We start from the raw sequence: 26,251 nt of genomic DNA, 5'->3' as shown, positions 1-26,251 counted from the left end.
CCGGCGCGGGTGTGCCCCCGGGGCACCGCCCCTGCCCGCACATTGCCCTCGCGCCCCTGCTGCCGGGGACGCGGTGCGGCCTAACGTCGCAGGGTGACCACATCTGCCGAACTCGCAATGCCCACGGTGACGGTGACGCCCGGCGCCGAAGCGACGACCACGCTCACCGTGCGCAACGACGGCGACATCGTCGAGGCGTACACCCTGGACGTGGTCGGCGACTGTGCGGCGTGGACCACGGTGGAACCGGCCCGGGTCTCCCTCTACCCCGGCACCTCCGAGACCGTCACGGTGCGCTTCGCGCCGCCCCGGTCCCACGAGGTCCGCGCCGGTGAGAAGCCCCTGGGCGTACGGGTGCTGCCCGCCGAGCACCCCGAGTCGGTGGCCGTACCCGAGATGACGGTGGTGGTCGAGCCGTTCCACGAGCTGCGCGCCCGCCTCGAACCGGGGCGCCGCCGGGGCTGGCTGGGGGCCCGCTTCCGTACCGTCGTACAGAACCTCGGGAACGCTCCCACGGAGGTGTCCCTCGCGGGCCGGCAGCAGGGCGAGGAACTGCGCCTCGCGTTCACGCCGGAGCGCCGGAAGCTGGAGCCCGGCGAGTCCGCCGAGGCGGGCCTCAAGGTCCGGGCCCGGAAGCTGATCTGGTTCGGTGCGCCGGCCGCCTGGCCGTTCGAGGTGGTGGCCGGGGAGCCGGAGGACGCCGGGGCCGAGGGCCCCCGGCAGGGCGGACCGGAGCCGCTTCAGGGCGAGTTCGCCCAGATCCCGGTGTTCCCGAAGTGGCTGCTGATCCTGCTCGCGGCGATACTCGCGCTGCTGCTCGCCTGGTTCGCGCTGGTGCGCCCGGCCGTCCGCTCCACCGCCAAGGAGGCGGGCGCCAAGGCCGCGCAGGAGGAGAACCGGCAGCCCCGGCAGGGCGGTTCGGCCTCGGGGGGCGGGCAGCAGGACCCCCAGGGCAAGGGGGAGGGCACGGGAGGCGCCGACGGGTCCGGCGGTGCGACGGGCGGCTCCGGCTCGACCGGTGGCACCGGCGGCTCGGGCGGCTCCGGCAACGGCGACGGCCAGCAGAGCTCCGCGACCATTGATGTGCAGACCGCCGCCGGGGGCCGGAAGACCGGCACCTATGTGGTCCCGGAAGGCAAGACTTTCGGGGTCACGGACATCGTCGTGGCCAATTTCCAGGGCGACGAGGGGCTGCTGACCATCTCCTTCGGGCAGCGGAAGATCACCACCATTGCCCTGGAGACGTTCAGGAACCAGGACTATCACTGGGTCACCCCCATTCAGATACCGGAGAAGGCGGCGGTCACCGTTTCTGTGACCTGCGCGAAGCCTGGGACTCCGGCCACCGGTAAGCAGGCTTCCGGGTGTCACCAAGTGCTCAATGTCAGCGGTGAGCTGACCGATGTCCCGCGAGACGAACGATAGCGCCGGGTCCCCTTCCGTTTATTCCGGACGTGTGAACAGACGGGATTCCCACCTGCGGGGATGCGCCACCCGGTGTTCATCCGGATGTGTCCCTCCACACACCCGGACACGCCCGGAACGACTGGACGCGTAAATGCGCGGAGTGCGGGCAGCAGGTGAATCGGGGTGATTCACGGGTGATTCCCGGGCATTTCCGGAAGTGGCGAATGGACTGGACCACTTCCGTCCCGACCGGGCGGAGTGGATCGGGCCGCCTCGGGTTGCCCCGGACGACCGTGGAAATCCAGCCGAATCCCCTCCGGGGTCCGGGTAGTTTCTGGCTGAAATTAATCGCCGGCGAGGGGTCGTGGCCGGGCGGGCCCGGAAAGGCAGTGGCCCTGCCCCCGGGCCAGGACTTTGGGGCCTACTGTCCGTGCGTACGTGCTGGCAAGACTGGGCGGGCGAACGTCTGACCAGCCGAAGGAGCGAGCATGCCGTCGTACCTCACCCCAGGTGTATACGTGGAGGAGGTGCAGTCCGGAGCACGGCCCATCGAGGGTGTCGGCACCGCGGTCGCCGCCTTCGTCGGCTTCGCGGAGACCGGCCCCTTCCACCGGCCGACGCTGGTGACCAGCTGGGACCAGTACGTTTCGGCGTTCGGCACCTTCACCCCGGACACGTATCTGACGCTCGCCGTCCACGGGTTCTTCAGCAACGGCGGCGGCGCCGCGTACATCGTGCGCATCGGCGGGCCCGCCGAGGACGCCCCGCAGGGCGACGCTCCCGCGACGGCCCCCTCCGTGGCCGTCGGCGGCTTCCTGGTCTCGGCCCGGCCGGGCGCCGGTGACGGGATCTCCATCGAGGTCGCCGACGCCGAGGGCGAGAACCCGCCGGAGGACCGCTTCCGCCTGCTGGTCCGTCAGGGCGGCAAGGTCGTGGAGACCTTCGACACCTCCGTACGCAAGAACGTCAAGGGCTACCTGGTCACCCAGGCCCGTCAGTCGAAGCTCATCGAGGTCACCGAGCAGCCCGGCACGGCGCAGTCCCGCCCGGAGAAGCAGAGCCTGACCCTCGCGCCCGCCACCCCGGACGCGGCCACCACCGGCCGGACCGGCCCCACCGAGTACGTGGGCGACGCGTCGGCGCGTACCGGCATCGCGGCCCTTGAGGCGATCGACGAGATCACCATGGTCGCCGTCCCCGACCTGATGAGCGCCCACCAGCGCGGCGACATCGACGACGAGGGCGTCCGCGCCGTGCAGCTCGCCCTCATCGCCCACTGCGAGCAGATGGGCGACCGGGTCGCCCTCCTGGACACCCCGCCCGGCATGAACGCCCAGCGCGTCCGCACCTGGCGCAACGACGACGCCGGCTACGACTCGCGGTACGCGACCGTGTACTACCCCTGGCTCAAGGTCCTCGACCCGGCCACCGGCCGCCAGACCCTGATGCCCCCGAGCGGCCACGTCGCCGGCGTCTGGGCCCGCAGCGACGGCGAACGCGGAGTGCACAAGGCGCCCGCCAACGAGGTCATCCGGGGCGCGCTCGACCTCGAACTCCGGCTGAGCCGGGGCGAGCAGGACCTCCTCAACCCGATCGGCGTCAACTGCGTGCGCGCGTTCCCCGGCCGGGGCATCCGGATCTGGGGCGCCCGCACCCTCTCCTCCGACCCGGCCTGGCGCTACCTCAACGTCCGCCGGCTCTTCAACTACCTGGAGGAGTCCATCCTCCTGGGCACCCAGTGGGTCGTCTTCGAGCCCAACGACGACCGCCTCTGGTCGAGCATCCGGCGCAACGTCACCGCGTTCCTCTCCGAGGAGTGGCGCCGGGGCGCGCTCTTCGGCCGTACGGCGGAGGAGGCGTTCTACGTCAAATGCGACCGGGACAACAACCCGCAGTCGTCCATCGACCTCGGCCAGGTCATCTGCGAGATCGGCGTCGCGCCGGTGAAGCCGGCGGAGTTCGTCGTCTTCCGCCTCTCCCAGTTCTCGGACAGCACGAGCCTCGTGGACGAGTGACGGCAGTCCCTCTCCCGCAGTAACTCAGCAGACGACGACAGCGAACGGAACAGGTGACAGACAGTCATGGCAGAGGGCGACGCTCTTTCCACCCACGTCTTCGGCGTGCAGCTCGGCGGCTATCTCGTGGAGTCCATCCAGGAGATCAGCGGCCTCACCGTCGAGGAGGAGGTGGTGGAGGTCCGGCAGGTGACCTCCACCGGCAAGCAGATCATCCGCAAGCAGCCCGGCGCGCGGCAGGCCGGCGAGGTGACGATCACCCGGGGACTCGACAAGAGCAGCGAGTTCACCAAGTGGATCAAGGAGACGCTGAACAACGGCGCCGTCGACACCGCGCGGCAGAACCTCACCATCGAGATCAAGGACTCGAAGGGTGACACCGTCCGCCGCATCCAGCTGATGCAGGGCTGGGCCAGCCGCTGGGAGGGCCCCTCGCTGAAGGCCGGCGAGTCCAGCGCGGCGACCGAGACGGTGACCATCACCTTCGAGGAGATCGTGGTCGAATGAGGCGCAGGACCGTTTCCGGCGGGGACCTCGACCAGGTCCTGGACACCCTCGCCGCCGCGACGCCGGCGCCCGCGCCGGCCGAGGCACCCGCACCCGCCCCGGCCCCGGCCGCCGCTCGCCGTCCGGACGAGTTCGACTTCGAGCTGCCGCGCGGTTACGTGGACGACGAGGGCCGGACCCACCGGACCGGGACCATGCGGCTCGCCACCGCCCGCGACGAGCTGCGTCCGCAGATCGACCTCCGGGTCAAGGAGAACCCCGCGTACCTGAGCGTGGTGCTCCTCAGCCAGGTCATCACCCGCCTCGGCACGATCACCGATGTGCACGCCGGGGTGGTCGAGCGGATGTACGCGACCGACGTGGCGTTCCTCCAGGACTTCTACCGCCGCATCAACAGCGAGGGCCACACCCACGCGGCGGTCACCTGCCCGCTGTGCCAGGGCTCGTTCGAGGTGGACCTGTCGGGTGAGCGCCTGGGGGAATCGTGACGTACGCGCCTTCCCGGCTGCGGGAGGAGATCGCGTACATCGCCTACCACTTCCACTGGCAGCGCGAGGAGATCCTCGACCTCACGCATGGTGAGCGGCAGGAATGGGTGAGGGAGATAGCGCGGATCAACACCCGCGTGAACGAGAGCGGGTGAGGGCGTGGAGTTGAGGGGCTGGTTCCGGCGTGGGCCCGCGAGCGGGCCGGAGTCCGGGGAGGCGGCGGCCGCTCCGGACCCGGGAGCGGCCGACGCCTCCCCGCGTCCCGGTGGTCCCGGTGCGGACTGGGACGGCGGGTGGCGCCGGGTCGCGCCGCCGACGGTGACCGTCGCCCGGTCCTCGATCGGCGTCAGCGACGGCCTCCGCTTCCGGTCCCGCCTCGCGTCCTGGCAGAACGTGTCCTACAGCGACGGCGAGCTCGGCCACGCGGTGCTGCCGTCCGCCCCGGTGGGGCTCGTCCACGGGGTGACCCGGACGCCGGGCACGCCGCGCAGTGCGCCCTCGGGGACGCCGCTGGTGTTGCGCGCCGTGGACCCGGACGCCGGTGGTACGGCCCCGAGCCCGGCTGCGCCCGTGGCGCCCGTGGCGCCTTCGGCTCCGGAGGCCCGGGGTGCGCGTGCGTCCCGGCGCGTGGTCCGCGCCGTGCCCGGATCGGCGTCCGGGGGCGGTGGGACGCCCGCGCCCCCGCAGGCGCCCTCCACACCGGTACGCGCCCGCCGCACCGGCCCCCCGCTGATCGTCGCCCGGCGCCCGGCGACACCCCCGCGCACGGTGTCGGCTGTCGCCTCCACGGCGGTGCGTCGTGGGCTTGGCGAGCCCTTGGTGCCGGGGGTGCCCGAGGCGGCCCGGTCCGCCGGTCCTGCGGTACGTCCTGGGCTGGGCGAGCCCGTGGGCGAACCGCCGTCCGTGGACGCCCCTTCGGGCGGGCCCGCGGGTCCCGACCTGCCGGTGGTTCAGCGGCGGGCGGACCCGTCCGCGTCCGCCGGTACCTCAGTACGCCCGACCCTGGACGGGCAGCCGCCCGTGGCGGCACCGGGCGGGCCCGGCACCCCGGGGCAGCCCGAGCCGGGTGGCCAGGCGGGGCCCGCGCTGCCGGTGGTGCGGCGGCAGGTGGACGGGTCCGCGCCGGCGGTCGGCCCGTCCGTGCGCCCGACGCCGGGCGGTCAGCCCGCTCCGGGTGCCCAGGTGGGGCCGGAACTGCCAGTGATCCAGCGCCAGGTGGACGCGCCCGTCCCCCCGGGGCAGCCCGCGCCGGGTGCCCAGGCGGGGCCCGCGCTGCCGGTGGTGCGGCGGCAGGTGGACGCGTCCGCGCCGGCGGTCGGCCCGTCCGTGCGCCCGACGCCGGGCGGTCAGCCCTCGCGGGGTGCCCAGGTGGGGCCGGAACTGCCCGTGATCCAGCGCCAGATGGACGCGCCCGGCACCCCGGGGCAGTCCGCGCCGGGTGCTCACGCGGGGCCCGCCCTGCCGGTGGTCCAGCGCCAGTCGGACACGTCCGCGTCGGCTGGACCGGCTGCCGGTCCCTCCGTGCGCCCGACGCTGCCCGGGGCTGTCCCTGCCGGAGAGGCGGGTGCCCCCGGTCTGCCGGTGGTCGAGCGGCTGACGGACCCGTCGGCCACCCCGGACGGACCCGGCCTGCCGGTGGTCCAGCGCCAGTCGGACGCGTCCGCGTCCACCGGTCCGTCCGTGCGCCCGACGCTGGGCGGGCAGCCGTCCGTGGCGGGTCCGGCCGCGCCTGCCGTACGCCCCACCCCGGACGGGCAGCCGAGCGCAACCGTTCCCGCCCTGCCGGTGGTTCAGCGCCAGGTGGACACGTCCACCGGACCGGCGGCCGGTCCGTCCACGCCGGGTGGGCGGCCGCCCGTGGCCGTGCCGGCCGGAGACGCGGGTGCCCCGGCCGATCCCGCCCGGCCGGTGGTTCAGCGCCAAGCGGACACGTCCGCCACTCCGGGTGCCCGGACCGGGCTTCAGCGCCAGGCGGACACGTCCACCGGACCGGCGGCCGGTCCGTCCACGCCGGGTGGGCGGCGGCAGGCGGAAGCCCCCTCCTCCGTACGGCCGACCCTGGGCGGCCGGCCCTCCGGGGCGACCCCGGACGGGCCCACCCCGCCGGTGGTCGAGCGCCAGGCGGACGCCCCCACCCCGCCCGTCGTCCAGCGCCGGGCGGACGCGTCCGCCCCCACGCACCCGGGCGCCCCGGCCGCCCCCACCCCGCCCGTCGTCCAGCGCCGGGCGGACTCACCCGCCGCCGTGACCCCGGTGCGCCCCGCCCCCAGCGCACCCGCGCCCCCCGGGCGCACCGCGCGGCCCACCCTGGGCAAACCCCTGCGTGAACTCCCCGCAGACGCGGCTCCCTTCGCCCCGCCCGCCCGCGAAGCGGGCCCCGCGCTGCCCGTCGTCCAGCGGCAGACGGCGGACAGCGCCGGCTCCACGCACCCGGGCGCCCTTCCTGCCAGCCCCGGCCCCGGCTCCCACGCCCGAACCCGGGGCGGGCTCGGCGCGCCCCTGTCCGCCCTCCCGCCCACCGCCGGCACCGCGAGCGACGCACCGCGCCAGGCCCAGCCGAGCGCGCAGCCCAGCCCCGCCGCGCCGCCCGCGATGCCCCTGCGCACCGCCCCCGCCGCGCAACGCAGCGCCGCCCCCGCCGTACAACGCACCACCGACGCCCCCGTCCGCGTCCGACCCGTCCCCTCGCGCCGCGCCCCCCGCCCCGCCCCCGTGCAGCGCGCCCGTGCTCTGCTCACCGGGCGGACGCTCGCCGTGCGCACCGGGGCGGCCGAAGGGTTCACCGCCAAGCCGTCCGCCGGGACCACCCGGCCCGTCGTACCGGCGACCTGGCGGCGCGACACCCCCCGCGCGGAAAGCACCCCCGTCGTCCAGCGCGTCGCCGCCGCCCCTGTCGCCCCGCCGCGCCCGCACGCGCCGCTCCCGGCCCGCACCGCCCCGCCCGCCGGCCAGGAGCCCCCGCTCCCCGAGGTGGCGCAGGCCCCCCGCCCCGCCGCCGTACGGCCGACCGCCCCGCAGGGCAACGCGCAGGCCGTCCAGCGCGCCGTCGCCCAAGCGGGCCTCGCCGGCGTGCCGGTGACCGTCGTCCAGCGCAAGCCCGCCCAGAGCCCCGCGCCCGAGCGGCCCGCGCCCGAGCGGCCCGCCGAGCCCGCCCCGGACCTCGACGTCGAAGACCTCGCCCGACGCCTCATCGACCCCGTCGCCCGGCTGCTCCGGGCGGACCTGCGGCGGGGCAGGGAACGTTCCGGACGCCCGTACGACGGCCGGCGCTGAAGAGAGAAAGCAGCAGATGACGGACAACATCTTCGCGACGAGCGTGTTCTTCAAGCTCACCATCGGCGGCAGCGACCTCGGCGCGTTCCACACCTGCTCGGGTCTCGGCGCCGAGGTGGAGATCGAGCAGTACGCCGAGGGCGGGAACAACGGGTACACCTGGCAGCTGCCGGGGCGGATCACCTGGACCAACATCACGCTGACGCGCCCCGTCACCGCCGACACGCTCAAGATCGCCCGCTGGCTGAACGAGACGACGCAACGCGTAGAGCGCAAGGACGGCGAGATCGTCGCCCTGCGCCCCGACCTCAGCCGGATCGTCAGCTGGCAGGTGCAGGGCATCGTCCCGGTCCGCTGGCAGGGGCCGTCCTTCGACCCGGCCAACTCCCAGGCGGCCGTCGAGACGCTGGAGATCGCGCACGAAGGGCTGGTGCCCTCCTGATGCGCCGCCGCAGAAACGCCCCGGAAGGAGGGAACCCGTGCCCGCCGCAGCCCGCACGAGCCGTGCCCGCGCACAGCTGACCATCATGGAGCCGCCGTCCGACGTCGGCGCCAAGCCGGGCGGGACTCTCGCCCGGCTCACGCTCCAGTTCAACCCGGCGACGCTCTCGCTGCGCAAGTCCACCGAGTGGCGACGGACCCCGTCCCGCACGGCGGGCGAGTCCGCGCTGCCCGAATTCGTCGGCAGCGGGCCGCGCGCGCTGTCCCTGGACGTGTTCCTGGACGCCACCGCCACGCACGACAACTCCGTGGAGAAGGCGGTCGAGCAGCTGATGACGGCCTGCGTGCCGACGCCGAGCAGCCTGGGCCGGAAGAAGCCGTCGAGCCCCTGGGTGCGGTTCGACTGGGGGACCTCGCGGACGACGTCGTTCGACGGGGTGCTGTCCAGCCTCTCGGTCTCGTACACGCTCTTCGACGTCGACGGGAAGCCGCTGCGCGCCACCTGCTCGCTGTCCATCGAGGAGGCGAGCGTCGACCCGGCCGGGCAGAACCCGACGTCCGGCTCGCGGGAGGCCCGGCGTACGCACACGGTCGTCGCCGGGGACAGCCTGCCGCTGCTGGCCTGGCGGGAGTACGGCGATGCCACGGCCTGGCGCACGATCGCGGAGGCGAACGGCATCGACGACCCCATGCACCTGCCCCCGGGCAGCGAACTCCTGGTGCCCGCGCTGGAGGACGGCGCGGCCGAGGACGGCGTACCGGAGGCTTCCCGATGACCGGCCCCGCCCGCTCCTTCGCCGCCGACCCCATCGTGGAGGCGCCCGCCGAGCTGCCCCAGGCGTGGGCCGCCCAGCTGGTGAGCTGCGCGGTGGACGAGAACATCGGGCTGCCCGACAGCGCTGTCCTGACCTACCGCGACCCGTACCACACGCTGCTCACCGCCACCGGGATCACGATCGGCACCGAGCTGAAGATCTCCGTGGTCACCGTCCAGGAACGGGCGCGCGAGCGGCTGTTCACGGGCGAGGTGACCGCGCTGGAGCTGGACAGCGACACCACCGGATCGTTCACCGTGGTCCGCGCGTTCTCCAAGGCGCACCGGCTGCGGCGCGGCCGCAAGGTCGTCGCGTACCGGAACATGAAGGCCGCCGACATCGTCCGCAAGGTCGCCGCCGAGGCCGGGATGCGGTGCGGGAAGGTCGAGGCGGCCCCGGTGATGTACAAGCAGCTGACCCAGCCGAACATCTCGGACTGGGACTTCCTCCAGTACCTCGCGGGGGAGTGCGGAGCGCATGTCCGGGTGGACGAGAAGGGCCTGCTCCAGTTCGTGAAGCAGAAGCCCGCCTCCTCGGCGCCGGCCCCGTCCACCTCCGCCTCCAAGCACCCGATGGTCCTGGAGTACGGCCGCAACCTGCTGGCGCTGCGGGCCGTGCTGTCCGCGTCGGACGGGGCGGACAGCGTGGAGGTGCGCGGCTGGGACGTGCAGAACAAGGTCCGGGTCCTGGCCCGCGAGCAGTCGATCCGCTCCGAGACCGTGGCCCCCGGCGCCAGCCCCGCCACGCCCGCCGCCCTGTTCGGCAAGAACGCCCGGATGACCGTCGCCGACACCCCGTACCGCACCCAGGCCGAGGCCCGCGCGGTCGCCGGGGCGGTCGCCGGACGGGTCGCCTCCGGCTTCGGTGAGATCGAGGCGGTCGCGGAGGGCAACCCGAAGCTCCGCGCGGGCGAACCGGTCGCCCTCGGCAACGTCGGCCCCGACTTCGCCGGGCGCTACACCGCGACCGCCGCCCACCACACCCTGGACCCGCAGAGCGGCTACCGCACGACCGTCCTGGTCAGCACCGACCCGGACCGCTCGCTGACCGGCCTCACCGGCGGGCCGGGCGCACCCGTGCCCGGGCCCCGGATGCCGGGCCTCGCGATCGGCATCGTCACCGACATCCGTGAGGGCCGGGGCAAGGAAAGCGGCTCGGTGAAGCTCAAGTTCCCCTGGCTGGACGACCTTTACGTCACGGACTGGGTCCGGACGGTGCAGTGGGGCGGGCAGGGCGGCGGCGGGGTCTTCAGCCCCGAGGTCAACGACGAGGTGCTGGTCGGCTTCGAACAGGGCCTGATCGACGCCCCGTACGTGCTCGGCGGGCTCTACAACGGTCGCGACAAGCCGTCCCCGCACGACGTCCCGCTCGTGGACCCGACCAGCGGAAAGGTCAACCGCCGCTCCCTGGTGTCCCGTTCGGGCAACCGCGTCGAACTGCTCGACACCCCGCGCGGCCCGTCCGGTGTCCGGCTGGCCACCGGCGACGAGCAGCTGGAGGTCGTGCTGGACGAGCGGCGCGGCGAGATCGCGCTCAAGGTGTACGCGCGCGGCACCCGCCGGGTCCTCAGCTCCCTGTCGCTCGGCCGCACCGGGATCACGCTCGACGCGGGCACCGGGAACGTCCAGGTGAAGGGCGCCTCGGTGACCATCAACGGCAAGACCGGCGTCACCGTCGACGGCGGCCTGCTCGCCGTCCTGAAGGCCGCACTCGTCCGCATCAACTGACGCGTTCCACCGAGGAGATCACCAGCCATGCCCCAGGCAGCCCGTACGGGCGACCCCACCGTCCACGGGGGCGTCATCGGCACCCCGCCCCCGGGAGCGGCCGCCGTCGCCACCGTGTGGATCGGCGGCAAGCCCGCCGCCGTCACCGGAAGCCTGCACGTGTGCGTCGTGCCCCCGCACGCCCTGCTCGGCCCGGGGAACGTCATCATGCCGAACCCGGCGGCGGCCGTCGGCGGCGAGGTCCTGATCGGCGGGCTGCCCGCCGCCCGCATGGGCGACACCACGACGTGCGGCGCGAAGATCGTCATGGGCGCGCCCAACGTCCTGATCGGGGGCCCGATATGAGCGAGCACGGCTTCATCGGGCGCGGCTGGGGCTTCCCGCTGCGCGTCGGCGCCACGGGCGGCATCGGCATGGTCGAGCGCGAGCAGGAGATCGAGGAGGCCATCGGCCTGATCCTCGGCACCGCGCCCGGCGAACGCCCCATGCGGCCCGAATTCGGCTGCGGCATCCACGAGTACGTCTTCGCCCCCGGCGACGGCGCGACCGCCGGGCGGATCGCCCACGAGGTGCGTACCTCCCTGGAGCGCTGGGAGCCGCGCATCGAGGTCCGGGACGTGGTCGTCGCGTACGACACCGTCGAGGAAGGCACGCTCTACATCGACGTGCACTACACCGTCCGGTCCACCAACGACCTGCGCAACCTCGTCTTCCCCTTCTATACGATCCCCGAGGCGGGAGCCCGCTGATGTCCCTCACCCCGCCCAATCTGGACGACCGCCGCTTCCAGCAGCTCGTGGACGAGGCCAAGCGGTACGTCCAGCAGCGCTCGCCCGAGTGGACCGACCACAACGTGTCGGACCCCGGGGTCACGCTGATCGAGACGTTCGCGTACATGGTCGACCAGCTGCTCTACCGGCTGAACCGGGTGCCCGACCGCAACTACTTCGCCTTCCTGGACCTGCTCGGCGTGCAGCTGTTCCCGCCGACGGCGGCCCGCGCCGACGTCGACTTCTGGCTGTCCGCGCCGCAGCCGGACACGGTGCGCCTCCCGGCCGGTACGGAGGTGGCGACCGCGCGCGGCGAGACGGAGGAGGCGGTCGTCTTCTCGACCGGTGAGGACCTGGCGATCGTGCCGAGCTCCCTCGTCCGCCTGGTCACGGTCCCGGCGTCCGGCGAGCAGACCGACCGCACCGCGCCGCTCGCCGAGGGCCGGGACATCCCCTGCTTCCAGGCCCGGCCCGAGCCCGGCGACGCGCTCCTGTTCGGGCTGCCCACCGCCGTGCCGTGCTGCATCGTCGCCGTACGCCTGGACAGCCGGGTCGAGGGCGTCGGCGTCGACCCCCGGCAGCCGCCGCTGGTCTGGGAGGCTTGGGACGGCGCCCGCTGGGTGCCGTGCGCGACCGGCGTCGACTCCACCGGCGGGCTCAACAAGCCCGGTGAGATCACGGTGTTCGTGCCCGCCGGGCACACCGCGTCCGTCACCGCGGGCATCCGCGCGGGCTGGCTGCGCTGCCGGGTCACCGAGGCCGCCCCCGGCCAGCCCTTCTACTCCGAGTCCCCGACGATCCGCGAGGCGGAGGTCTTCACGGTCGGCGGCACGATCGGCGTGGAGCACGCGGAGACGGTGTACGACGTGCCGCTCGGGACCTCCGAGGGGGTCGCGGGCCAGACGTTCGCGGTGCCCCGGACGCCCGTCCTGCTCGACGGGGAACCGCCGCTCGTGGAGGTGTCCTCGGCGGACGGCTGGCAGACCTGGACTCCGGTCGAGCACTTCGGCGCGTCCGGTCCGGGCGACCGGCACGTCCGGATCGACGCCGTCTCGGGCCGGTTCGCCTTCCCGCCCGAGGTGCGCGAGGCGGACGGCACGATACGGGCGTACGGGGCGGTGCCCTCGAAGGGCGCCCACATCCGCCTTCCCCGCTACCGCACGGGCGGCGGCGCCGCCGGGAATGTGGCGCGCGGCGCGATCCGCGTCCTGCGCAGCTCCGTCCCGTACGTCGCCGGGGTCGACAACCGCGAGGCGGCGCGCGGCGGCGTGGACGGCGAGACCGTCGAGAACGCGAAGCTGCGCGCGCCGCAGATCCTGCGCGTCCAGGAGCGGGCCGTCACCGCCGAGGACCACGAGGCCATCGCCCGCGAGGCCGCGCCCTCGCTGCGCCGCGTCCGCTGCCTGCCCGCAGCGCCCGGCGAGGGCGGCGCGGTCCGCGTCCTGGTCGTGCCGGACGCGGTCCCGGACGAGGGCGGCCGCCTCCGCTTCGAGCAGCTGATCCCGCCGGACTCGGTGCTCGCGACGGTGGCCGGACGCCTGGACGAACGGCGGCTGGTCGGCACCCGCCTGGTGGTCGAACCCCCCGCGTACCAGGGCGTCACGGTGGTCGCCGGGCTCGTCGCGGACGACGGCGAGACGGACCGCGTCCGGACGGCCGTGCTCGACGCGCTCTTCCGCCTCATCGACCCGCTGCGGGGCGGCGCGGACGGCACGGGGTGGCCGTTCGGCAGGCCCGTGCAGTACGGGGAGGTGTTCGCCGCCCTCCAGAACGTGCCCGGCGTCCGCCTGGTCGAGGAGGTCCGCCTGTTCCCGGCGGATCCCCTGACCGGAAGGCGAGGCGGGGCGGTGGACCGCATCGACGTGGCGCCGAACGCGCTCGTCTTCTCCCACCAGCACCAGATCGCGGTGACGGCTGCGGGGGAGCGCGCATGACGAGGTCCGCCGTTACGAGGTCCGTGGTCACCGCCGGCGAGGAGCGCTCATGACCAGGGCCGCCGTCCCCGGCCTCCCCAGCCGCTACCCGATCGGCGCGCTGCTGCCCGCCCTGTACGCGGACGACGACCTGGCCCAGCGCTTCACGGCGGGCCTGGACACGGTCCTCGCCCCGGTCCTGTCCACGCTCGACAACCTCCCCGCCTACTTCGACCCGGCGCTGGCCCCGGCGGACTTCCTCCCCTGGCTCTCCTCCTGGGTGAGCGCCGGCATCGACCCGACCTGGCCGGAGGACCGCCGCCGCGCGGCCGTCGCCCGGGCCGTCGAACTCCACCGCCGCCGCGGCACCCGCCAGGGCCTGGCGGACCTCCTGCGCCTGTGCTTCGGCGTGGAGGCGGACATCCAGGACGGCGGCGGCGTGACGTGGTCGTCGGAGCCGGACTCGGAGTTGCCGCCGCGCCCCACGGGCGAACTCCTGATCCGCATCCACACGGACCACCCCTTGGACGAGACCCGAGTCCTCGCCGTGGCCCGCGCCTCCTGCCCGGCCCATCTGACCTGCCGGGTCGACATCACCGGGAGCCCCTCATGACCCGCCCCTGCCCGTCCTGCGGCGCCGCGAACGCGGACGACGAGGACTTCTGCGGAAGCTGCGGTACGTATCTGGGCTGGTCGACACGGGCCCGGCCCGGTGCGCCGGCCCCGGAGCCGCCTGCGGTACCGGATGAGCCGTCCCCGGCCCCCGAGCCGGAACCCCGACCGGCCCCCACGCCGGAGCCGCAACCGGCCCCCGAACCGGCCCCGGCCCCCGAGCCCGAACCGGAACCCGCGCCCGCCCCCGTACGACCGACGCGTCCGGCCCCACGGGAGCCGGAACCGGAACCGGAACCGGCCGAAGAACCCATCGGGGCGGTCATGCCCGGGGTGCCGGTCGTCGCCAGGCCCACCGTCAGGACCGCATCGGCGGACGAGGAACCGGATGGCGAGCCGTGTCCCTCATGCGGGACGAACAACCGCCCGGGCCGCACGTTCTGCCGGAACTGCGCCGAGCCCCTGAAGCCCCGTGCCACGGCGGCTCCGCTGCCTTGGTGGCGGACCCGGTGGCCGTTCAACCGGCGGGTGAGGGCGGGCTCGGGGAGGCTCCTGCGGGGCATGCTCATCGCGCTCGTGATCGCGGGCCTCCTGGTCGCGGGCTTCCTGCTGATCCCGGCGGGCCGCTACGTCGTGGAGGACGTACGCGACAAGCTCGGCGGCACGGGCGAGGTCTCCCCGGCCCACGTCTCCGCGAACGCGTCCGCCCCCGGGCACCCGGCCAAGGCGGCGACGGACGGCGTGACGAACTCGTACTGGGGCGCCCCGAAGACGGGCGACGCGCTGACGGCGGAGTTCGAGGACCCGTTCCGGCTGGTCGGCGTCACGGTCCACACGGGCGTCTCGACGAAGGCGGAGGTCTTCCAGAAGGGCGCCAGGCCGACCCGCGCGGACCTGACCATCACGACGAAGGACGGCAAGACCCACGAGAAGACGATGACCCTGGCCGACAAGCCGGGCGAACAGACCCTGCGCATGGGCATCAGCGACGTCGTGAAGGTCCGCTTCACCATCCGCGAGGCCGCAGGCCAGGGCAACGGCCACCCGATCGCCCTGGGCGAGATCGAGTACTTCAAGCGGACGTAGGGGTCGGCGGACACCCGGCTCAGCGGTGGTGCCGCTCCACGTAGCGCGCCGCCGCGTCCAGGAGCCAGGTGTCCCACTCCGCCCGGTCGACCGGACCGATCAGCCGGGCGCCCTCCACACAGCGGGGGTCGTCGGCGAGGGCGAGGCCGCTGACGGCCTTGACACGGACCAACTGGTCGTCCTCGCCCAGGAAACCGGCCAGGATGTCGGCGCGGACGGGCTCGCGGCCCTCGAACTCGTAGAGGCACTCGCACACGGCCGCGCGGACCCGGGCGTCGGGATCACCGGCCAGAGCGGCGAGCGTGCCCCACGCCTCGGGGTGGGTGTACGCGTACCGCGTCCTGCTCAGCAAGGACGGCACCACCATGCGTACGCGGGGGTCGGGGTGCGCGCGGTGGGCAAGCCCCACCTCCTCGGCCGCCGGGTCGTCGACGTACATCAGCCCGCGCAGCACCGCCGCGAGCACCGCCGGGTCCGTCTCCTCCACGGCCCACGGCAGGAGGACGTCCGCGGCCCGACGCTCGGCGGACTCCTCGTCGAGGACGAGAAGACCCCGTACGAGGTCCGCGGCGAGCCGTCGCCGCAGGGGAGCGGAGGCCGAACGCAGGGCCGGGACCCTGTCCCAGACCTCCGCACCGGACCGTTCGGCGAGCACCGCGACCACCTCCGTCCAGTCGGCGTGCTCCCCGTCGGCACGAGCCAGCGCACGGGCGAGCAGGACGTCGAACGGCCGGTGCAGGCCGAACACCGCCTCCAGACGGGTGAGGACGGCGCAGTGGCCGTCGTACACGCTCGTCCCGCCGAGCGTGAGCACGTCGTACGCGGTGACGCCGAAGTCGTCCGGGACCCTGCGGCGCACCACCGGGCCGGTCGCACCGGTCGTCAGGCGCAGCCCCGCTTCGGCTCCGGTCCCGCACCAGCGCCGGGCACAGGCGAGGAGCCCCGCCCGGTCCTCCTCCGAGAGCCGGTCCGCAGCATGCCTGAGCAGGGCGGCGGTCAGGCCGGCATTGCCGGATATCACGGTCCGCAGCAGCGGCGTGCTCCCGTCCGGCAACGGCCGGAGCGGATCGGCACCGCCCTCCAGGAGGGCTTCCGCCACATACCCGTCGAACGCGGCGACGGCGAGACACAGCACGGGGACGCTGTCGGCGTTCTCGGTCTCCGGGTCGGCGCCCGCACGCAGAGCGTCCCGCACCGCATGCGCCCGCCCGGCCCGCACCCGAGCGACCAGCTGGTGTTCCGACACGCCTCGCCCCCGTACTCGTCGTCCGACGTGCAGGGTAATCGGCCGCTACCCGGCCGCCCCGTACGGCGTGGACGCGAACAGGTCCATGCCCAGCGCCGCGGACAGGAAGTGGGCGACGCGTTGCCCCCGTACGCTGTTGCCCGCTTCGTCCAGGCGGGGGGAGAAGACGGCGAGCCCACCCTTGCCAGGGGTGACAGTGATGATGCCGCCGGAGACGCCGCTCTTGCCGGGCATGCCGACCTCGTACAGCCAGTCGCCGCTGCGTTCGTACAGGCCGGCCGTGGCCAGTGCGGAGAGGGTGTCGCGGCAGACTCCGGCGTCCACGACCTGCTCGCCGGTGAGGGGGCAGACGCCGCCGTTGGCGAGGGTCGCGCCCATGACCGCGAGGTCGCGGGCGGAGACGGTCAGGGAGCACTGGCGGGTGTAGAGGTCGGTGGTCTCGACGGGGTCCCGGGCGAGGGCGCCGTAGCTGTCGAGGAGGCGGGCGATCGACTCGTTGCGCTGGTTGGTGCCCGACTCGGAGGCGTACACCCGCTCGTCCAGGTGCAGTTCGCGGCCCGCGAAGCGGGAGAGGCCGCGCCGGATGAACTCCCAGCGTTCGTCGGTCGACCCGCCCGGCACCAGCGCGTTGGTGGCCAGGGCACCCGCGTTGACCATGGGGTTCATCGGGCTGCCGTGGTTCAGCTCGACCGCCAGGACCGAATTGAACGGCAGCCCCGTGCTGTTGACGCCGATCCGCTCGCGCACCGTGTCGCGCCCGAGCTCGTGGTTGACGAGCGCGAAGAGGAACGGCTTCGAGACGGACTGGATCGAGAACGGGTGCTCCGCGTCGCCCACCGAGTACACGTTGCCGCTCACGTGCGCGACGGCGATGCCGAAGAGTTCGGGGTCGACCTCGGCGAGCTCCGGGATGTAGTCCGGGACCTGTCCCTCGCGGTCCTCCTGGAACCGCCGCCGCACGCGGTCCAGCGTCGACCGGACCGCCTCGGCCGTCGGGAGCCGCCCGGTGGAGACGGCCGCCCGTGCCGTCCGGGCGTCCGGGACGTCCCCGGTGTTGTGGATCACGCCGGCCATGTCCGTACCTCCTGGTGCCGCCCGTTCCGGGCTTCTGGAACATTTCGGACAGTACACTGACGCGGGTGCGTCGAGACGAGGAACCGGACCGTCCGGACGGCGGGAGACTGGCCGAGGGTGTGGGCCCGTTCACCACCCGGCTGACCCTGCGGGGGAGCGGCGGGGCCGTGGCGGTGTGGGAGTCCCGCAGGGTGCGCAGGCGCGGGTCGCTGACGGTGCGCCGGGCGGACGGCGCCGCGCCGGTCGTCCACCGCGCCGACGCCCGGGCGCTCGCCCGGATGCGCACGCTCAACTCCGTCGCGGCGGTGACGTTTACGCTCGGCGGCCTCCTCTTCGCGGCCGGGGCAGCGCTCGCGCTCACCGGCGCGGAGGCGACAGCCGTATCGGCCACGTACTTCGGCGGCGGCCTCTTCTTCAACCTCGGGGGTTACGCGTCGTTCCTCCAGGCCGTCAACGCCCCGCGCCGCCCGCCCGGCGCGTACCGGCTGGAGACGCGGGCGTGGCGGTGGTGGAGCTACGAGCCGATGCGCATCGACTGGCTCAGCGCGTTCCTGCTCCTCACCGGCACGCTGGTCTTCGGGCTCAACCTGCTGGACTCGTTCCTCCAGGGCCTCAGCACCCAGCAGGCGGCCCGCCTGGTGTGGGCGCCGGACGTGATCGGCTGCGTGCTCTTCCTGATCTCCGGTCAGCTCGCCCTCGCCGAGGTGTGCCACGCGCCCACGGGTGTCCGTCCGCACGACCTCGGCTGGTGGATCGTCACCGTCAACATGGCGGGCTCGGCGCTGTTCATGATCGCGGCCCTGGCGGACCTGGTCACGCCCGGAGAACACGTCCCGGTGAGCCTGGCGGTCTCCAACACCGGCACCCTCGCGGGCGCCCTGTGCTTCGCCGCGACGGGGGTGCTCCAGTGGTTCGAGCACCCGTGACCCGGCGCCCCCTCAGCCCGCGACCGCCCGGAGCACCGGCTCGAAGCGGTGCTCCAAGGGCCTCGGCTCCTCGTGGGAGTAACCGAAGTACTCCGTCTCGGCCGTCCCCGTGAGCACGGCGAGCAGGAACGCCAGGCACCCCATGGCGTGCGGCTCCCACAGGGGCCCCCGCCCCTCGTTGAAGAGCACGGTCCAGTCGTCCGGCTCCACCCCGGGCCGCACCAGCCAGTACAGGAACGCCCCCGAGCCCTCCTCGAACGCCCACGGCACGACCCGGGCCCCTGGTTCCAGCAGTTCGGCGGGCTTGTCCTCGCCGATCTCCCAGAGGCTCTCCAGGATGTCGGCCCGCTCGGCCGCCTCCGCGAGGAGATCGCACATCACATGCGGCGCCCCGGGCGCGAGCAGCCACACGGTCCCGTCGAAGACCCCGGCCCCGTACGTCTCGACCAGCCATTTGTAGTCGCCGGGCAGCGCCAACCCGAGCGCCCGCTCGGCCCGCCCCCAGTCCGGCACGGCGGGCGGCTGGCCCGGCGGCGGACACAGCCGCCCCAGAGCGTCGTACGAGGAGCGGTCGGGGGAGGCCATGGGCGGCAGGCTAGCGGGCGGTGTCCGTGCGCAGGGCGATGAGCCCCGCGTCCGTCGGGCGGAAGCCGCACGCGTCGGCGTAGAAGGAGCGCAGGTGCTCCTCGAAGTCGACGTGGAGCCAATCGCAGCCCGCCGCACGGGCGCCGCGCACCGCGGCCGCCACGAGCGCGGAGCCGACACCGGCGCGACGCACGTCCGGGGCGACCATCGTGTCGAGCACGAACGCGTGCACGCCCCCGTCCCAGGCGACGTTGACGAACCCCACGAGACGGTCGGCCCGCCGGGCGCAGACCCAGCCGAGGCTGTGCCGGTGCAGCCGCGTCCGCCAGTCGGTGTCCTCCCGGGAGTGCCCGAACGCCTCCGAGTGGAGCGCGTCGACGGCGCCGTTCTCGAAGTCGCCGCGCCAGTCGTACGTGATCACCATGGGTCGCATCGTAGGCCGGCGGATCGCGCCCCCGCCGTCGTGGCGGAGGGCGCGACTGCGGGGGTCACGCAGGTACCAGGGCGAGCGGTGGGAGCGCGACGGTGACCGGGACGGTTGCCCGGCCGGTGTCGTACAGCTTGTAGGTGAAGTCGGTCGACAGCGCTCCCAGCGGCTCGGCGGAGACGTGCGGCCACAGCGTGAACTTGATCGTGTAGAGGCCGGAGATCCCCGTAGTCAGCATCTGCCGCCGGTACTTCAGCGAGTAGATCTGGCAGAACGCCGTCACGGGCGTGGTGCCCGCCGGAAGGAGGTTGTGGAGCATCCGGAACTCGGGCTGATCCATGATCCACAACTGGTCGCCTGCGGACGGGCCGCCGAAGACGATGGAGTTGTAGTCGTTGGTGACGTCGTCCTCCCGGTAGGCCCAGAAGGCGTCCCGCCAACTCATGAAGAATTCGGCGAAGTCCGTGAAACCAGGCGGCATGGCATCACCCAGACGTCTGACGATGACGCTCATTCAACTCCCTTTCCCGTGACAGCCATTCGATTCCGATACTCCTTGTGTGTGATCGAATACCCGGAGTGAATCGCTTCACGCATGGCGTGCTCGTCACCCGCTCGGTTTGCGCCACGGGCAGTCGGGCCGCCGCCACCGTGGCGGTCCACGACAGGAATCGGGATGGCTTGTTCCGGCCCTTGCCCGGCGTTTTCGCTGGTTGGTGGGATGGGTGGCGGCCCGGTGCGATCCCTTCGGGGCCGTTCACCCCGTACGAAGTCCGGGGCCGTCCAGGTCCTCCGTAGCAGGAAGGCACATGCCATGGCCGCTGAACCCATCGACACCACCGACGCGACCTTCGCCGAACAGGTCCTGAACGCAGCCGGCCCGGTGCTGGTCATGTTCTGGGCCGAGTGGAGCGGGCCCTGCAAGATGGTGCGCCCGATGATGGACAGCGTCGCGGCCGACTACGCCGGCCGCCTCGCCGTCGCCCGGCACAACATCGACCACTACCCCGCCACTGCGCCCCAGCAGAACGTGACCGGAGTACCCACCCTGATCCTCTTCAAGGGCGGCGCCGAGGACGGCCGCAAGGTCGGGGCCCTCAGCAAGGGCCAGCTGACCGAATTCCTCGACGAGCACCTCTGAACCCGTACGCTCACACCCCCGGCGCCCCCCACACCGGAAACCACCGGGACAGGTCCTGTTCCACCCGGAGGTCGTCGCCCAGCGCGGCGCGGACCTGCAATTCCAGCTGGTTGTCGCGTTTCTCGGCGCCGCCCGGGACCGGGGCGAACGGATAGAACGTGCCGCGCTTGTACAGGTACACCAGCGCCAGCGAACGGTCCTGCCCGTCCCGGAACGCGACCAGCGAGCACAGCAGCTGGGGGCCGAAGCCGCCGTCCTGGAGCAGGGTGTTGACCGCGTGCAGGTCGTTGACCAGCGCGGCGGCGTCCTCGGCCGGCTGGCGGGCCAGCAGCCAGGTGTAGCCGTACGTGTCGCGGCTGAACTCCACCGGGATGCCGCCGCGCCCCGTATCCGCGTCGAGCAGTTCGCGTACGTCCTGCCGGACGCGGGCGAAGGCCGAGCCCTCCACGCCCGCGAAGCACACCGAGCCCAGGCCCGTCGGCGTGAAGCCCGTCGCGGCCTGGAGGGTCAGCGCGGCGGACGGGACGGCGAAGAGCTGGTCGAGGTCGGGGCGGACCGGCTTGCTGCGGCCCAGGATCGTGTCGAGCAGGCCCACGGGGACTCCTTACGGACGGGCTTCACGGGGGCGCGCCTCACGGTCGGGCTCCTTCACGGACGGGACAGGTCGGCCGAGATGCGGGCCAGCTGGTCGAGGCGCTGTTCCAGCGTCGGGTGCGTCGAGAGCAGCCGGCCGATGCTCTCCTTCGAGGCGAAGGCCGGGACGAAGTAGAAGGCGTTGTACGGCTCCGCCTTCCGCAGGTCCTCCGTCGGGATCCGGGCCATCTGGCCGCTCACCTTGGTGAGGGCGGAGGCGAGGGCCGAGGGGCGGCCGGTGAGGAGGGCGGCCGTGCGGTCGGCGGTGAGCTCCCGGTAGCGGGAGAGCAGCCGGGTGAGCAGGAAGCTCAGCGCGTAGACGACCGCGCTGACCAGCGGGATGAGCAGGATCAGGATGCCGATCGGGTCGTTGCTGCGGCTGTTGCGGGCGAAGCCGCCCCAGAGCGCGACCCGGGTGATGATCCCGGCCAGGACGCCGAGGAACGAGGCGATCGTCATCACGGCCACGTCCCGGTGCGCGACATGCGACATCTCGTGCGCGAGGACGCCCTCCAACTCCTCCGGCTCCAGTCTGCGCAGCAGCCCCGTCGTGGCGCAGACGAGCGACGACTTCTGGCTGCGCCCGGTCGCGAACGCGTTCGGCACATCGCTCTCCGCGATGGCCACACGCGGTTTCGGCATATCGGCAAGGGCGCATATCCGGTCGATCGCCCCGTGCAGTTCCGGCGCCTCGGCGGGGGAGACCTCCCGGGCGCCCATGCTGAACGCGGCGATCCGGTCGCTGAACCAGAACTGGGCGACGAACATGCCGCCGGTGAGGACGAGGATGATCGGCCAGGCCCCGCGCAGCACCGCCAGGAGCACGCCGACCAGCACCACGTACAGCAGCCCGATCAGGAACATGGTGGTGACCATGCGCGTGGTCAGGCCACGGTCGGTGGCGTACCGGCTACGGGTTCCGGCCATGGGTGACCTCCACTCCTCGCCTGTCTCCATGGTGCTCCTCGGCGGCCGAAAGTGGATGCCGCTGCTCCGTTCGGCGGGTATGGCCGAACATCACCTAGGCCAGGTAGATGCCTGAGGCATCTAGTGAGGGTGATCGGCAGGACCACCTCACCCCCCTCGTTGCGAGGTCCGTCATGACAGAGACCCAGTCCGAGCGCCAGCCCGGGACCCAGTCCGAGACCACCGCCTTCCCGCAGGACCGCACCTGTCCCTACCAGCCGCCCGCGGGCTACCCGAGCGAGAGCCGTGGCCAGCGCTCGGTGTCCCGGGTCCGCCTCTTCGACGGCCGTACGGCCTGGCTGGTGACCGGGCACGCGGAGGCGCGGGCGCTGCTGACCGACCCCCGGCTGTCGTCCGACCGCACGCACCCGGACTTCCCGCTCTTCGCGCCGAGGCTCACCGCGTCCAAGCAGCGCCGCGTCGAGCTGATCGGCGTGGACGACCCGGAGCACAACGCGCAGCGCCGGATGCTGATCCCGAGCTTCACGGTGCGCCGGACGGCGGCGCTGCGGCCGCGCATCCAGGAGACCGTGGACGGGCTGCTGGACGCGATGGTGGCGCAGGGGCCGCCGGCCGAGCTGGTGGGCGCCTTCGCACTGCCGGTGCCGTCCATGGTCATCTGCGCGCTGCTCGGGGTGCCGTACGCGGACCACGAGTTCTTCGAGGACCGCTCGCGCAAGCTGCTCCGGGGACCCGGGCCACAGGACGTGGTCGCGGCCCGGGACGACCTGGACGCGTACTTCCGCGAGCTGATCGCCCGGAAGCGGCGCGATCCGGGCGACGGGCTGCTGGACGAGCTGATCGCCGAGCGGCTGGAGACCGGGCAGGTGGAGCGGGACGAGCTGGTGCGCCTGGCGCAGATCCTGCTCGTGGCCGGACACGAGACGACCGCGAACATGATCTCGCTCGGCACGTTCACGCTGCTCCGGCACCCGGACCAGCTGGCCCGGCTGACCGGCGGCGGGGCGGAGGCGGTGCCGGCCGCCGTGGAGGAGCTGCTGAGGTACCTGTCCATCGCGGACGGGCTGTCCCGGCTGGCGGTGGAGGACATCGAGATCGGCGGGGAGACGCTGCGGGCGGGGGAGGGCGTGCTCCTGTCCACCGCGGTGATCAACCGGGACGCGGCGGCCTTCGACACGCCGGACGAGCTGGATCTCGGGCGCGGGGCGCGCAACCACGTCGCCTTCGGCTTCGGCATCCACCAGTGCCTGGGCCAGAACCTGGCCCGCGCCGAACTGGAGATCGCCCTGCCCGCGCTCTTCCGCCGCCTGCCGGGCCTCCGTCTCGCGGTGGACCCGGAGGAGGTCCCGTTCAAACCGGGCGACACGGTGCAGGGCCTGCTCGAACTGCCGGTGACCTGGTGACGGAGGAGAACCCCATGCGGATCGACATCGACAAGGACGTGTGCATCGGCGCGGGCCAGTGCGCCCTGGCCGCCCCGAGGGTCTTCACCCAGGACGACGACGGCCTCAGCGAACTCCTGCCGGAGCCGGAACCGGGCCCGATGGTCGCGGAGGCGGTCCGAGCGTGCCCGGTGGGGGCGATCCGGGCGGACTGAGCCCGCCGCTCACGGCCACAGCAGCTCCCGCTCCCACGTCCCCGCCCCCGTCGTCACGTCCGCCGTCCTGCGGTACCGGAGGCGCACGTGGCGGCGCTGGGCGTCGCCCTGGAAGAACTCCGCCTCGCGCGGCTCGACCGCGTACCGCGTCCAGGCCGGCGCCTCCGCCTCCGGCTCCTCGCGGGCCCGGTCCCAGGCGGCGGCCGATGCGCGGGCGAGGTCGGCCGGCGAGTCCAGGATCTCGCTCTGCCGGCCCACCAGTGCGGCCGCGAGCGCCCCGGTCGAGCGGGCATGCAGATCGGCGGAGCTCTCCGCCGTGGGGCAGGCGGTGACGGGGCCCCGGACGCGGACCTGCCGGCCCTGCGCGGGCCAGTAGAAGCCGAGCGCGGCGTACGGCCGGGCGGCCAGCTGGCCGCCCTTCGCGCTGGTGGAGTGCGTCGCGAAGTGCCAGCCCCGCTCGTCCACGTCGTGCAGCATCAGCGTCCGCACGTCGGGCAGGCCGTCGGCGTCCACCGTGGCCAGGCTCATGGTGTGCGGCTCGGCCGCCCCCGCGGCCACGGCCTCGGCGAACCAGGCGAGGAAGAGGGCGTGCGGGGTCGGCGGCGCGCCGTCCGGGTCGAAGGCGGGGAGTTCGGTGTCCCAGACGCGCTGGGCGTGCAGCAGCCGGAGGAAGGACTGCCGGGCGGCGGGATCGAGTGCGTCGGTCATGCCTCCGACGCTACGCCGCAGCGCGGGGCACCGGCGGTCGCCGCACCCCGTCCGGATACGCCGACGGCGGACCACAGGTGTGGTCCGCCGTCGGTGAGACAGGACCTGGGGGCGCCGGGGTCACCGCGCGCGTCGCCCCAGCGGGGGTTCGTTACTTCGTCGGCTTCTTGCCCGTGATGCCGAGGTGCACCAACTGCGCCAGATTCGGCTTGAGTTCGGCCTGCTTGACGCCCCAGGCCGTGAACCCCTTCTGGTGCGAGGCGACGCCGGCCAGCATGACGACCAGGGAGCCCGCCATCGCGGCGGCGCTGATGTCCTTGTCGACCTTGCCCTTCGCCTGGAGCTCCTTCACGGACTCCGTCAGGGAGCCGGTCACGGAGTTGAGGACCTTCATGCGGATCTTGTTGAACCGCTTGTCGCCCTCCGCCGCGCCGAGATCGATCACGCGCAGGATCGCGTCGTTGCGCCGCCAGAAGTCGAGGAAGCCCTCCACGAGTTGTTCGGAGGTCTGCCAGCCCGCCTTGCCGACCCAGGAGCGCCCGGCGACCAGTTCGGTGAGCCCGGCCCCCTCCCTGGCGACGTCCTCGGCGAGTTCGAGGACGGCGCCCTCGACGTCGGGGAAGTACTGGTAGAAGGTCGCTGGTGAAGTCCCCGCCTTCCGGGCGACGTCGATGACTTTGACGTCCCGGTACGGCGAGGAGCTGAGCATCTCGCTGAGGCAGTCGAGCAGCTTCTGCCGCGTCGCCTGACCGCGTCGACCGGCCACGCGGCCGTCGACGGTGCGTACTTGTCCTGTCATGCCGTCAGCTTACCGACGGGTGATCGGAGCGCGATTCGACCGAAGCAAATGGGGAACGGCGCCCGCGCAGGCCTCTCGTTGCCCACAGTGCGATGAATGTTATTAACAGCCTGTGGATAACTTCGGTGGATAACTTTCGAACCCGTGTTCGCCCGTGCGGGCTCCGAGGCGCGCCGCACGCACCGTAAAGCTACCGTGACTGTGACGGGCGTCACCCCGACGACGGAAGGATCCGGTCCCATGGCCGCGTTCGCGCAGTCCGCACCGTGCTGGGTGGATGTGCAGCTCCCCGACCTGGAGGCGGGCAAGCGCTTCTACGGCGAGCTGTTCGGCTGGACCTTCCGCCCGGACGGCGACCGCCGCGCCGACGCCCTCGGCGACGGGAAGCTCGTCGCCGCGCTGGCCGCGAAGAAGGACGGCCGGATGCCGACCGCCTGGGGTGTCTACTTCGCCACCGACGACATCGAGGGATCGGTCGCCCGCGTCCGCGCGGCCGGCGGCCAGGTGATCACCGAACCTGTCCCGGCCGGGCGCCACGGCGTGCTCGCCCAGGCCGCCGACCCCGGCGGCGCGGTCTTCGGCCTCTGGCAGGCCGGCGAGCGCGAAGGCTTCCAGAAGCAGAACGAGCCCGGCTCCTTCTGCTGGACCGAGGTCCACACCCGGTCCAAGGACCGCGTCGACCCCTTCTACGAGGAGGTCTTCGGCTTCCGCTGCGCGGACGTGGACGACTCGCCCCTGGACGTCCCCGACACCGACGAGCACCGCGTGGACTTCCGTACGTGGTCCCCGCCCGGCACCGAACCGGGCCCTGGGACGGCGGTCGGCGGGCGGAGCGTCATCACGGCCGCGTTCCCGGCCGAGCTGCCCAGCCACTTCCTGAGCTACTTCAACGTCGCGGACTGCGACGACACCGCCCGTACCGTCCAACGCCTCGGCGGCCGGGTCACCGAACCACCGCTCGACATCCCGTACGGGCGGATGGCCGTGCTCCAGGACGACCAGGGCGCCGAGTTCGCCGTACTTCAGGAGCCTGTGTCCTGATACGGGCGGAGTGGCACAGGACACCCCGATCCGCCCCCGGGTTCGCAACCGGGGCCCCGGCCAGGAACAATCGGGGTGCGCACCGCCGGGCCG

28 protein-coding genes are annotated in these 26,251 nt (G+C 73.4%); 19 read left to right on the top strand and 9 right to left on the bottom strand.

The features are described from left to right. Nucleotides 1-117 precede the first annotated feature (117 nt). The 14 genes from ACIQZN_RS09080 (at nucleotide 118) to ACIQZN_RS09015 (ending at nucleotide 15,054) form a co-directional block, all read left to right on the top strand. Nucleotides 118-1,425, top strand: coding sequence for a hydrolytic protein (locus ACIQZN_RS09080; RefSeq protein ID WP_403989921.1), 1,308 nt, complete (start codon nucleotides 118-120; stop codon nucleotides 1,423-1,425). A 470-nt stretch (nucleotides 1,426-1,895) separates the two neighbouring features. Continuing rightward, complete coding sequence (locus ACIQZN_RS09075; RefSeq protein ID WP_403989774.1) at nucleotides 1,896-3,422, top strand: phage tail sheath family protein; 1,527 nt, start codon at nucleotides 1,896-1,898, stop codon at nucleotides 3,420-3,422. Between the two features lie 66 nt (nucleotides 3,423-3,488). Further along, nucleotides 3,489-3,929: a phage tail protein gene (locus ACIQZN_RS09070; RefSeq protein ID WP_018101393.1), complete on the top strand. Its 441-nt coding sequence runs from the start codon at nucleotides 3,489-3,491 to the stop codon at nucleotides 3,927-3,929. Next, nucleotides 3,926-4,417, top strand: a complete 492-nt coding sequence (locus ACIQZN_RS09065; protein ID WP_403989772.1) for a hypothetical protein — start codon at nucleotides 3,926-3,928, stop codon at nucleotides 4,415-4,417. The genes ACIQZN_RS09070 and ACIQZN_RS09065 overlap by 4 nt, the downstream gene beginning before the upstream one ends. Further along, on the top strand, nucleotides 4,414-4,572 hold the full coding sequence (locus ACIQZN_RS09060) for a DUF6760 family protein (protein WP_018101391.1): 159 nt from the start codon (nucleotides 4,414-4,416) through the stop codon (nucleotides 4,570-4,572). Before ACIQZN_RS09065 ends, ACIQZN_RS09060 begins: the two co-directional genes overlap by 4 nt. Nucleotides 4,573-4,576: 4 nt before the next feature. Next, on the top strand, nucleotides 4,577-7,690 hold the full coding sequence (locus ACIQZN_RS09055; RefSeq protein WP_403989770.1) for a hypothetical protein: 3,114 nt from the start codon (nucleotides 4,577-4,579) through the stop codon (nucleotides 7,688-7,690). A gap of 16 nt (nucleotides 7,691-7,706) precedes the next feature. Beyond that, the gene (locus ACIQZN_RS09050) at nucleotides 7,707-8,132 is read left to right on the top strand and encodes a phage tail protein (RefSeq protein WP_403989768.1); all 426 of its coding nucleotides are present in this window, start codon (nucleotides 7,707-7,709) and stop codon (nucleotides 8,130-8,132) included. A gap of 85 nt (nucleotides 8,133-8,217) precedes the next feature. Continuing rightward, nucleotides 8,218-8,907 carry a LysM peptidoglycan-binding domain-containing protein gene (locus ACIQZN_RS09045; RefSeq protein ID WP_073964902.1) on the top strand — a complete coding sequence of 230 codons (690 nt, stop codon included), beginning with the start codon at nucleotides 8,218-8,220 and terminating at the stop codon, nucleotides 8,905-8,907. Beyond that, complete coding sequence (locus ACIQZN_RS09040; RefSeq protein WP_403989766.1) at nucleotides 8,904-10,673, top strand: VgrG-related protein; 1,770 nt, start codon at nucleotides 8,904-8,906, stop codon at nucleotides 10,671-10,673. Before ACIQZN_RS09045 ends, ACIQZN_RS09040 begins: the two co-directional genes overlap by 4 nt. Before the next feature lie 27 nt (nucleotides 10,674-10,700). Then, nucleotides 10,701-11,018, top strand: a complete 318-nt coding sequence (locus ACIQZN_RS09035) for a PAAR domain-containing protein (RefSeq protein ID WP_403989764.1) — start codon at nucleotides 10,701-10,703, stop codon at nucleotides 11,016-11,018. Then, nucleotides 11,015-11,422 (top strand): GPW/gp25 family protein, encoded by a 408-nt coding sequence (locus ACIQZN_RS09030; RefSeq protein WP_018101386.1) that lies wholly within the window; start codon nucleotides 11,015-11,017, stop codon nucleotides 11,420-11,422. The genes ACIQZN_RS09035 and ACIQZN_RS09030 overlap by 4 nt, the downstream gene beginning before the upstream one ends. Continuing rightward, on the top strand, nucleotides 11,422-13,377 hold the full coding sequence (locus ACIQZN_RS09025) for a putative baseplate assembly protein (RefSeq protein WP_403989762.1): 1,956 nt from the start codon (nucleotides 11,422-11,424) through the stop codon (nucleotides 13,375-13,377). Before ACIQZN_RS09030 ends, ACIQZN_RS09025 begins: the two co-directional genes overlap by 1 nt. Before the next feature lie 49 nt (nucleotides 13,378-13,426). Next, nucleotides 13,427-13,969, top strand: coding sequence for a phage tail protein I (locus ACIQZN_RS09020; RefSeq protein WP_403989760.1), 543 nt, complete (start codon nucleotides 13,427-13,429; stop codon nucleotides 13,967-13,969). Further along, complete coding sequence (locus tag ACIQZN_RS09015) at nucleotides 13,966-15,054, top strand: zinc ribbon domain-containing protein (protein ID WP_403989758.1); 1,089 nt, start codon at nucleotides 13,966-13,968, stop codon at nucleotides 15,052-15,054. Before ACIQZN_RS09020 ends, ACIQZN_RS09015 begins: the two co-directional genes overlap by 4 nt. Before the next feature lie 19 nt (nucleotides 15,055-15,073). On the opposite strand, the gene ACIQZN_RS09010 is transcribed toward ACIQZN_RS09015, so the two are convergent. Both ACIQZN_RS09010 and glsA read right to left on the bottom strand, forming a co-directional pair. Next, nucleotides 15,074-16,300 carry a HEAT repeat domain-containing protein gene (locus ACIQZN_RS09010; RefSeq protein ID WP_403989756.1) on the bottom strand — a complete coding sequence of 409 codons (1,227 nt, stop codon included), beginning with the start codon at nucleotides 16,298-16,300 and terminating at the stop codon, nucleotides 15,074-15,076. 45 nt (nucleotides 16,301-16,345) lie between these two features. Continuing rightward, nucleotides 16,346-17,374 carry a glutaminase A gene (gene glsA / locus ACIQZN_RS09005; protein WP_403989754.1) on the bottom strand — a complete coding sequence of 343 codons (1,029 nt, stop codon included), beginning with the start codon at nucleotides 17,372-17,374 and terminating at the stop codon, nucleotides 16,346-16,348. A gap of 65 nt (nucleotides 17,375-17,439) precedes the next feature. Here glsA and ACIQZN_RS09000 point away from each other — a divergent pair, with 65 nt between their 5' ends. Further along, entirely contained in the window at nucleotides 17,440-18,300 is an 861-nt protein-coding gene (locus ACIQZN_RS09000) for a hypothetical protein (RefSeq protein ID WP_403989752.1), read from the top strand. Nucleotides 18,301-18,312: 12 nt separating this feature from the next. Here the strand turns inward: ACIQZN_RS09000 and ACIQZN_RS08995 are convergent, their stop codons facing one another. The 3 genes from ACIQZN_RS08995 to ACIQZN_RS08985 form a co-directional block, all read right to left on the bottom strand. Further along, nucleotides 18,313-18,885, bottom strand: a complete 573-nt coding sequence (locus ACIQZN_RS08995) for a hypothetical protein (protein WP_403989750.1) — start codon at nucleotides 18,883-18,885, stop codon at nucleotides 18,313-18,315. 10 nt (nucleotides 18,886-18,895) lie between these two features. After that, entirely contained in the window at nucleotides 18,896-19,309 is a 414-nt protein-coding gene (locus tag ACIQZN_RS08990) for a GNAT family N-acetyltransferase (protein ID WP_403989748.1), read from the bottom strand. A gap of 64 nt (nucleotides 19,310-19,373) precedes the next feature. Further along, nucleotides 19,374-19,793, bottom strand: a complete 420-nt coding sequence (locus ACIQZN_RS08985) for a hypothetical protein (protein ID WP_403989746.1) — start codon at nucleotides 19,791-19,793, stop codon at nucleotides 19,374-19,376. Between the two features lie 333 nt (nucleotides 19,794-20,126). Between ACIQZN_RS08985 and ACIQZN_RS08980 the strand changes: the two genes are divergently transcribed. Next, nucleotides 20,127-20,453: a thioredoxin family protein gene (locus tag ACIQZN_RS08980; protein WP_403989744.1), complete on the top strand. Its 327-nt coding sequence runs from the start codon at nucleotides 20,127-20,129 to the stop codon at nucleotides 20,451-20,453. A 10-nt stretch (nucleotides 20,454-20,463) separates the two neighbouring features. Here the strand turns inward: ACIQZN_RS08980 and ACIQZN_RS08975 are convergent, their stop codons facing one another. Further along, entirely contained in the window at nucleotides 20,464-21,048 is a 585-nt protein-coding gene (locus ACIQZN_RS08975; RefSeq protein ID WP_403989742.1) for a hypothetical protein, read from the bottom strand. Nucleotides 21,049-21,101: 53 nt separating this feature from the next. After that, nucleotides 21,102-22,013 carry a zinc metalloprotease HtpX gene (gene htpX / locus ACIQZN_RS08970; protein WP_403989740.1) on the bottom strand — a complete coding sequence of 304 codons (912 nt, stop codon included), beginning with the start codon at nucleotides 22,011-22,013 and terminating at the stop codon, nucleotides 21,102-21,104. A 173-nt stretch (nucleotides 22,014-22,186) separates the two neighbouring features. Here htpX and ACIQZN_RS08965 point away from each other — a divergent pair, with 173 nt between their 5' ends. Continuing rightward, nucleotides 22,187-23,416: a cytochrome P450 gene (locus ACIQZN_RS08965; RefSeq protein WP_403989738.1), complete on the top strand. Its 1,230-nt coding sequence runs from the start codon at nucleotides 22,187-22,189 to the stop codon at nucleotides 23,414-23,416. Between the two features lie 14 nt (nucleotides 23,417-23,430). Further along, entirely contained in the window at nucleotides 23,431-23,610 is a 180-nt protein-coding gene (locus ACIQZN_RS08960) for a ferredoxin (RefSeq protein WP_403989736.1), read from the top strand. 9 nt (nucleotides 23,611-23,619) lie between these two features. Here ACIQZN_RS08960 and ACIQZN_RS08955 read toward each other — a convergent pair whose 3' ends face one another. Both ACIQZN_RS08955 and ACIQZN_RS08950 read right to left on the bottom strand, forming a co-directional pair. Next, nucleotides 23,620-24,318, bottom strand: a complete 699-nt coding sequence (locus tag ACIQZN_RS08955) for a pyridoxal 5'-phosphate synthase (RefSeq protein WP_403989734.1) — start codon at nucleotides 24,316-24,318, stop codon at nucleotides 23,620-23,622. A gap of 151 nt (nucleotides 24,319-24,469) precedes the next feature. After that, on the bottom strand, nucleotides 24,470-25,117 hold the full coding sequence (locus tag ACIQZN_RS08950) for a TetR family transcriptional regulator (RefSeq protein WP_403989732.1): 648 nt from the start codon (nucleotides 25,115-25,117) through the stop codon (nucleotides 24,470-24,472). Nucleotides 25,118-25,357: 240 nt separating this feature from the next. Here ACIQZN_RS08950 and ACIQZN_RS08945 point away from each other — a divergent pair, with 240 nt between their 5' ends. Continuing rightward, the gene (locus ACIQZN_RS08945; RefSeq protein WP_403989730.1) at nucleotides 25,358-26,158 is read left to right on the top strand and encodes a VOC family protein; all 801 of its coding nucleotides are present in this window, start codon (nucleotides 25,358-25,360) and stop codon (nucleotides 26,156-26,158) included. Nucleotides 26,159-26,251: the final 93 nt, after the last annotated feature.

The organism is Streptomyces sp. NPDC097595 (genome assembly GCF_044761525.1).
GTDB lineage: Bacteria > Actinomycetota > Actinomycetes > Streptomycetales > Streptomycetaceae > Streptomyces > Streptomyces drozdowiczii_A.
This window is presented reverse-complemented; position numbering and strand designations above follow the sequence as displayed.

Bases quoted from the DNA above. Each gene is read 5' to 3' on its own strand.
- ACIQZN_RS09080 (WP_403989921.1), top strand. From the start codon at position 118: ATGCCCACGGTGACGGTGACGCCCGGCGCCGAAGCGACGACCACGCTC.
- ACIQZN_RS09075 (WP_403989774.1), top strand. From the start codon at position 1,896: ATGCCGTCGTACCTCACCCCAGGTGTATACGTGGAGGAGGTGCAGTCC.
- ACIQZN_RS09070 (WP_018101393.1), top strand. From the start codon at position 3,489: ATGGCAGAGGGCGACGCTCTTTCCACCCACGTCTTCGGCGTGCAGCTC.
- ACIQZN_RS09065 (WP_403989772.1), top strand. From the start codon at position 3,926: ATGAGGCGCAGGACCGTTTCCGGCGGGGACCTCGACCAGGTCCTGGAC.
- ACIQZN_RS09050 (WP_403989768.1), top strand. From the start codon at position 7,707: ATGACGGACAACATCTTCGCGACGAGCGTGTTCTTCAAGCTCACCATC.
- ACIQZN_RS09045 (WP_073964902.1), top strand. From the start codon at position 8,218: ATGGAGCCGCCGTCCGACGTCGGCGCCAAGCCGGGCGGGACTCTCGCC.
- ACIQZN_RS09040 (WP_403989766.1), top strand. From the start codon at position 8,904: ATGACCGGCCCCGCCCGCTCCTTCGCCGCCGACCCCATCGTGGAGGCG.
- ACIQZN_RS09035 (WP_403989764.1), top strand. From the start codon at position 10,701: ATGCCCCAGGCAGCCCGTACGGGCGACCCCACCGTCCACGGGGGCGTC.
- ACIQZN_RS09030 (WP_018101386.1), top strand. From the start codon at position 11,015: ATGAGCGAGCACGGCTTCATCGGGCGCGGCTGGGGCTTCCCGCTGCGC.
- ACIQZN_RS09025 (WP_403989762.1), top strand. From the start codon at position 11,422: ATGTCCCTCACCCCGCCCAATCTGGACGACCGCCGCTTCCAGCAGCTC.
- ACIQZN_RS09020 (WP_403989760.1), top strand. From the start codon at position 13,427: ATGACCAGGGCCGCCGTCCCCGGCCTCCCCAGCCGCTACCCGATCGGC.
- ACIQZN_RS09015 (WP_403989758.1), top strand. From the start codon at position 13,966: ATGACCCGCCCCTGCCCGTCCTGCGGCGCCGCGAACGCGGACGACGAG.
- glsA (WP_403989754.1), bottom strand. From the start codon at position 17,374: ATGGCCGGCGTGATCCACAACACCGGGGACGTCCCGGACGCCCGGACG.
- ACIQZN_RS08995 (WP_403989750.1), bottom strand. From the start codon at position 18,885: ATGGCCTCCCCCGACCGCTCCTCGTACGACGCTCTGGGGCGGCTGTGT.
- ACIQZN_RS08990 (WP_403989748.1), bottom strand. From the start codon at position 19,309: ATGGTGATCACGTACGACTGGCGCGGCGACTTCGAGAACGGCGCCGTC.
- ACIQZN_RS08985 (WP_403989746.1), bottom strand. From the start codon at position 19,793: ATGCCGCCTGGTTTCACGGACTTCGCCGAATTCTTCATGAGTTGGCGG.
- ACIQZN_RS08980 (WP_403989744.1), top strand. From the start codon at position 20,127: ATGGCCGCTGAACCCATCGACACCACCGACGCGACCTTCGCCGAACAG.
- htpX (WP_403989740.1), bottom strand. From the start codon at position 22,013: ATGGCCGGAACCCGTAGCCGGTACGCCACCGACCGTGGCCTGACCACG.
- ACIQZN_RS08965 (WP_403989738.1), top strand. From the start codon at position 22,187: ATGACAGAGACCCAGTCCGAGCGCCAGCCCGGGACCCAGTCCGAGACC.
- ACIQZN_RS08960 (WP_403989736.1), top strand. From the start codon at position 23,431: ATGCGGATCGACATCGACAAGGACGTGTGCATCGGCGCGGGCCAGTGC.
- ACIQZN_RS08955 (WP_403989734.1), bottom strand. From the start codon at position 24,318: ATGACCGACGCACTCGATCCCGCCGCCCGGCAGTCCTTCCTCCGGCTG.
- ACIQZN_RS08950 (WP_403989732.1), bottom strand. From the start codon at position 25,117: ATGACAGGACAAGTACGCACCGTCGACGGCCGCGTGGCCGGTCGACGC.
- ACIQZN_RS08945 (WP_403989730.1), top strand. From the start codon at position 25,358: ATGGCCGCGTTCGCGCAGTCCGCACCGTGCTGGGTGGATGTGCAGCTC.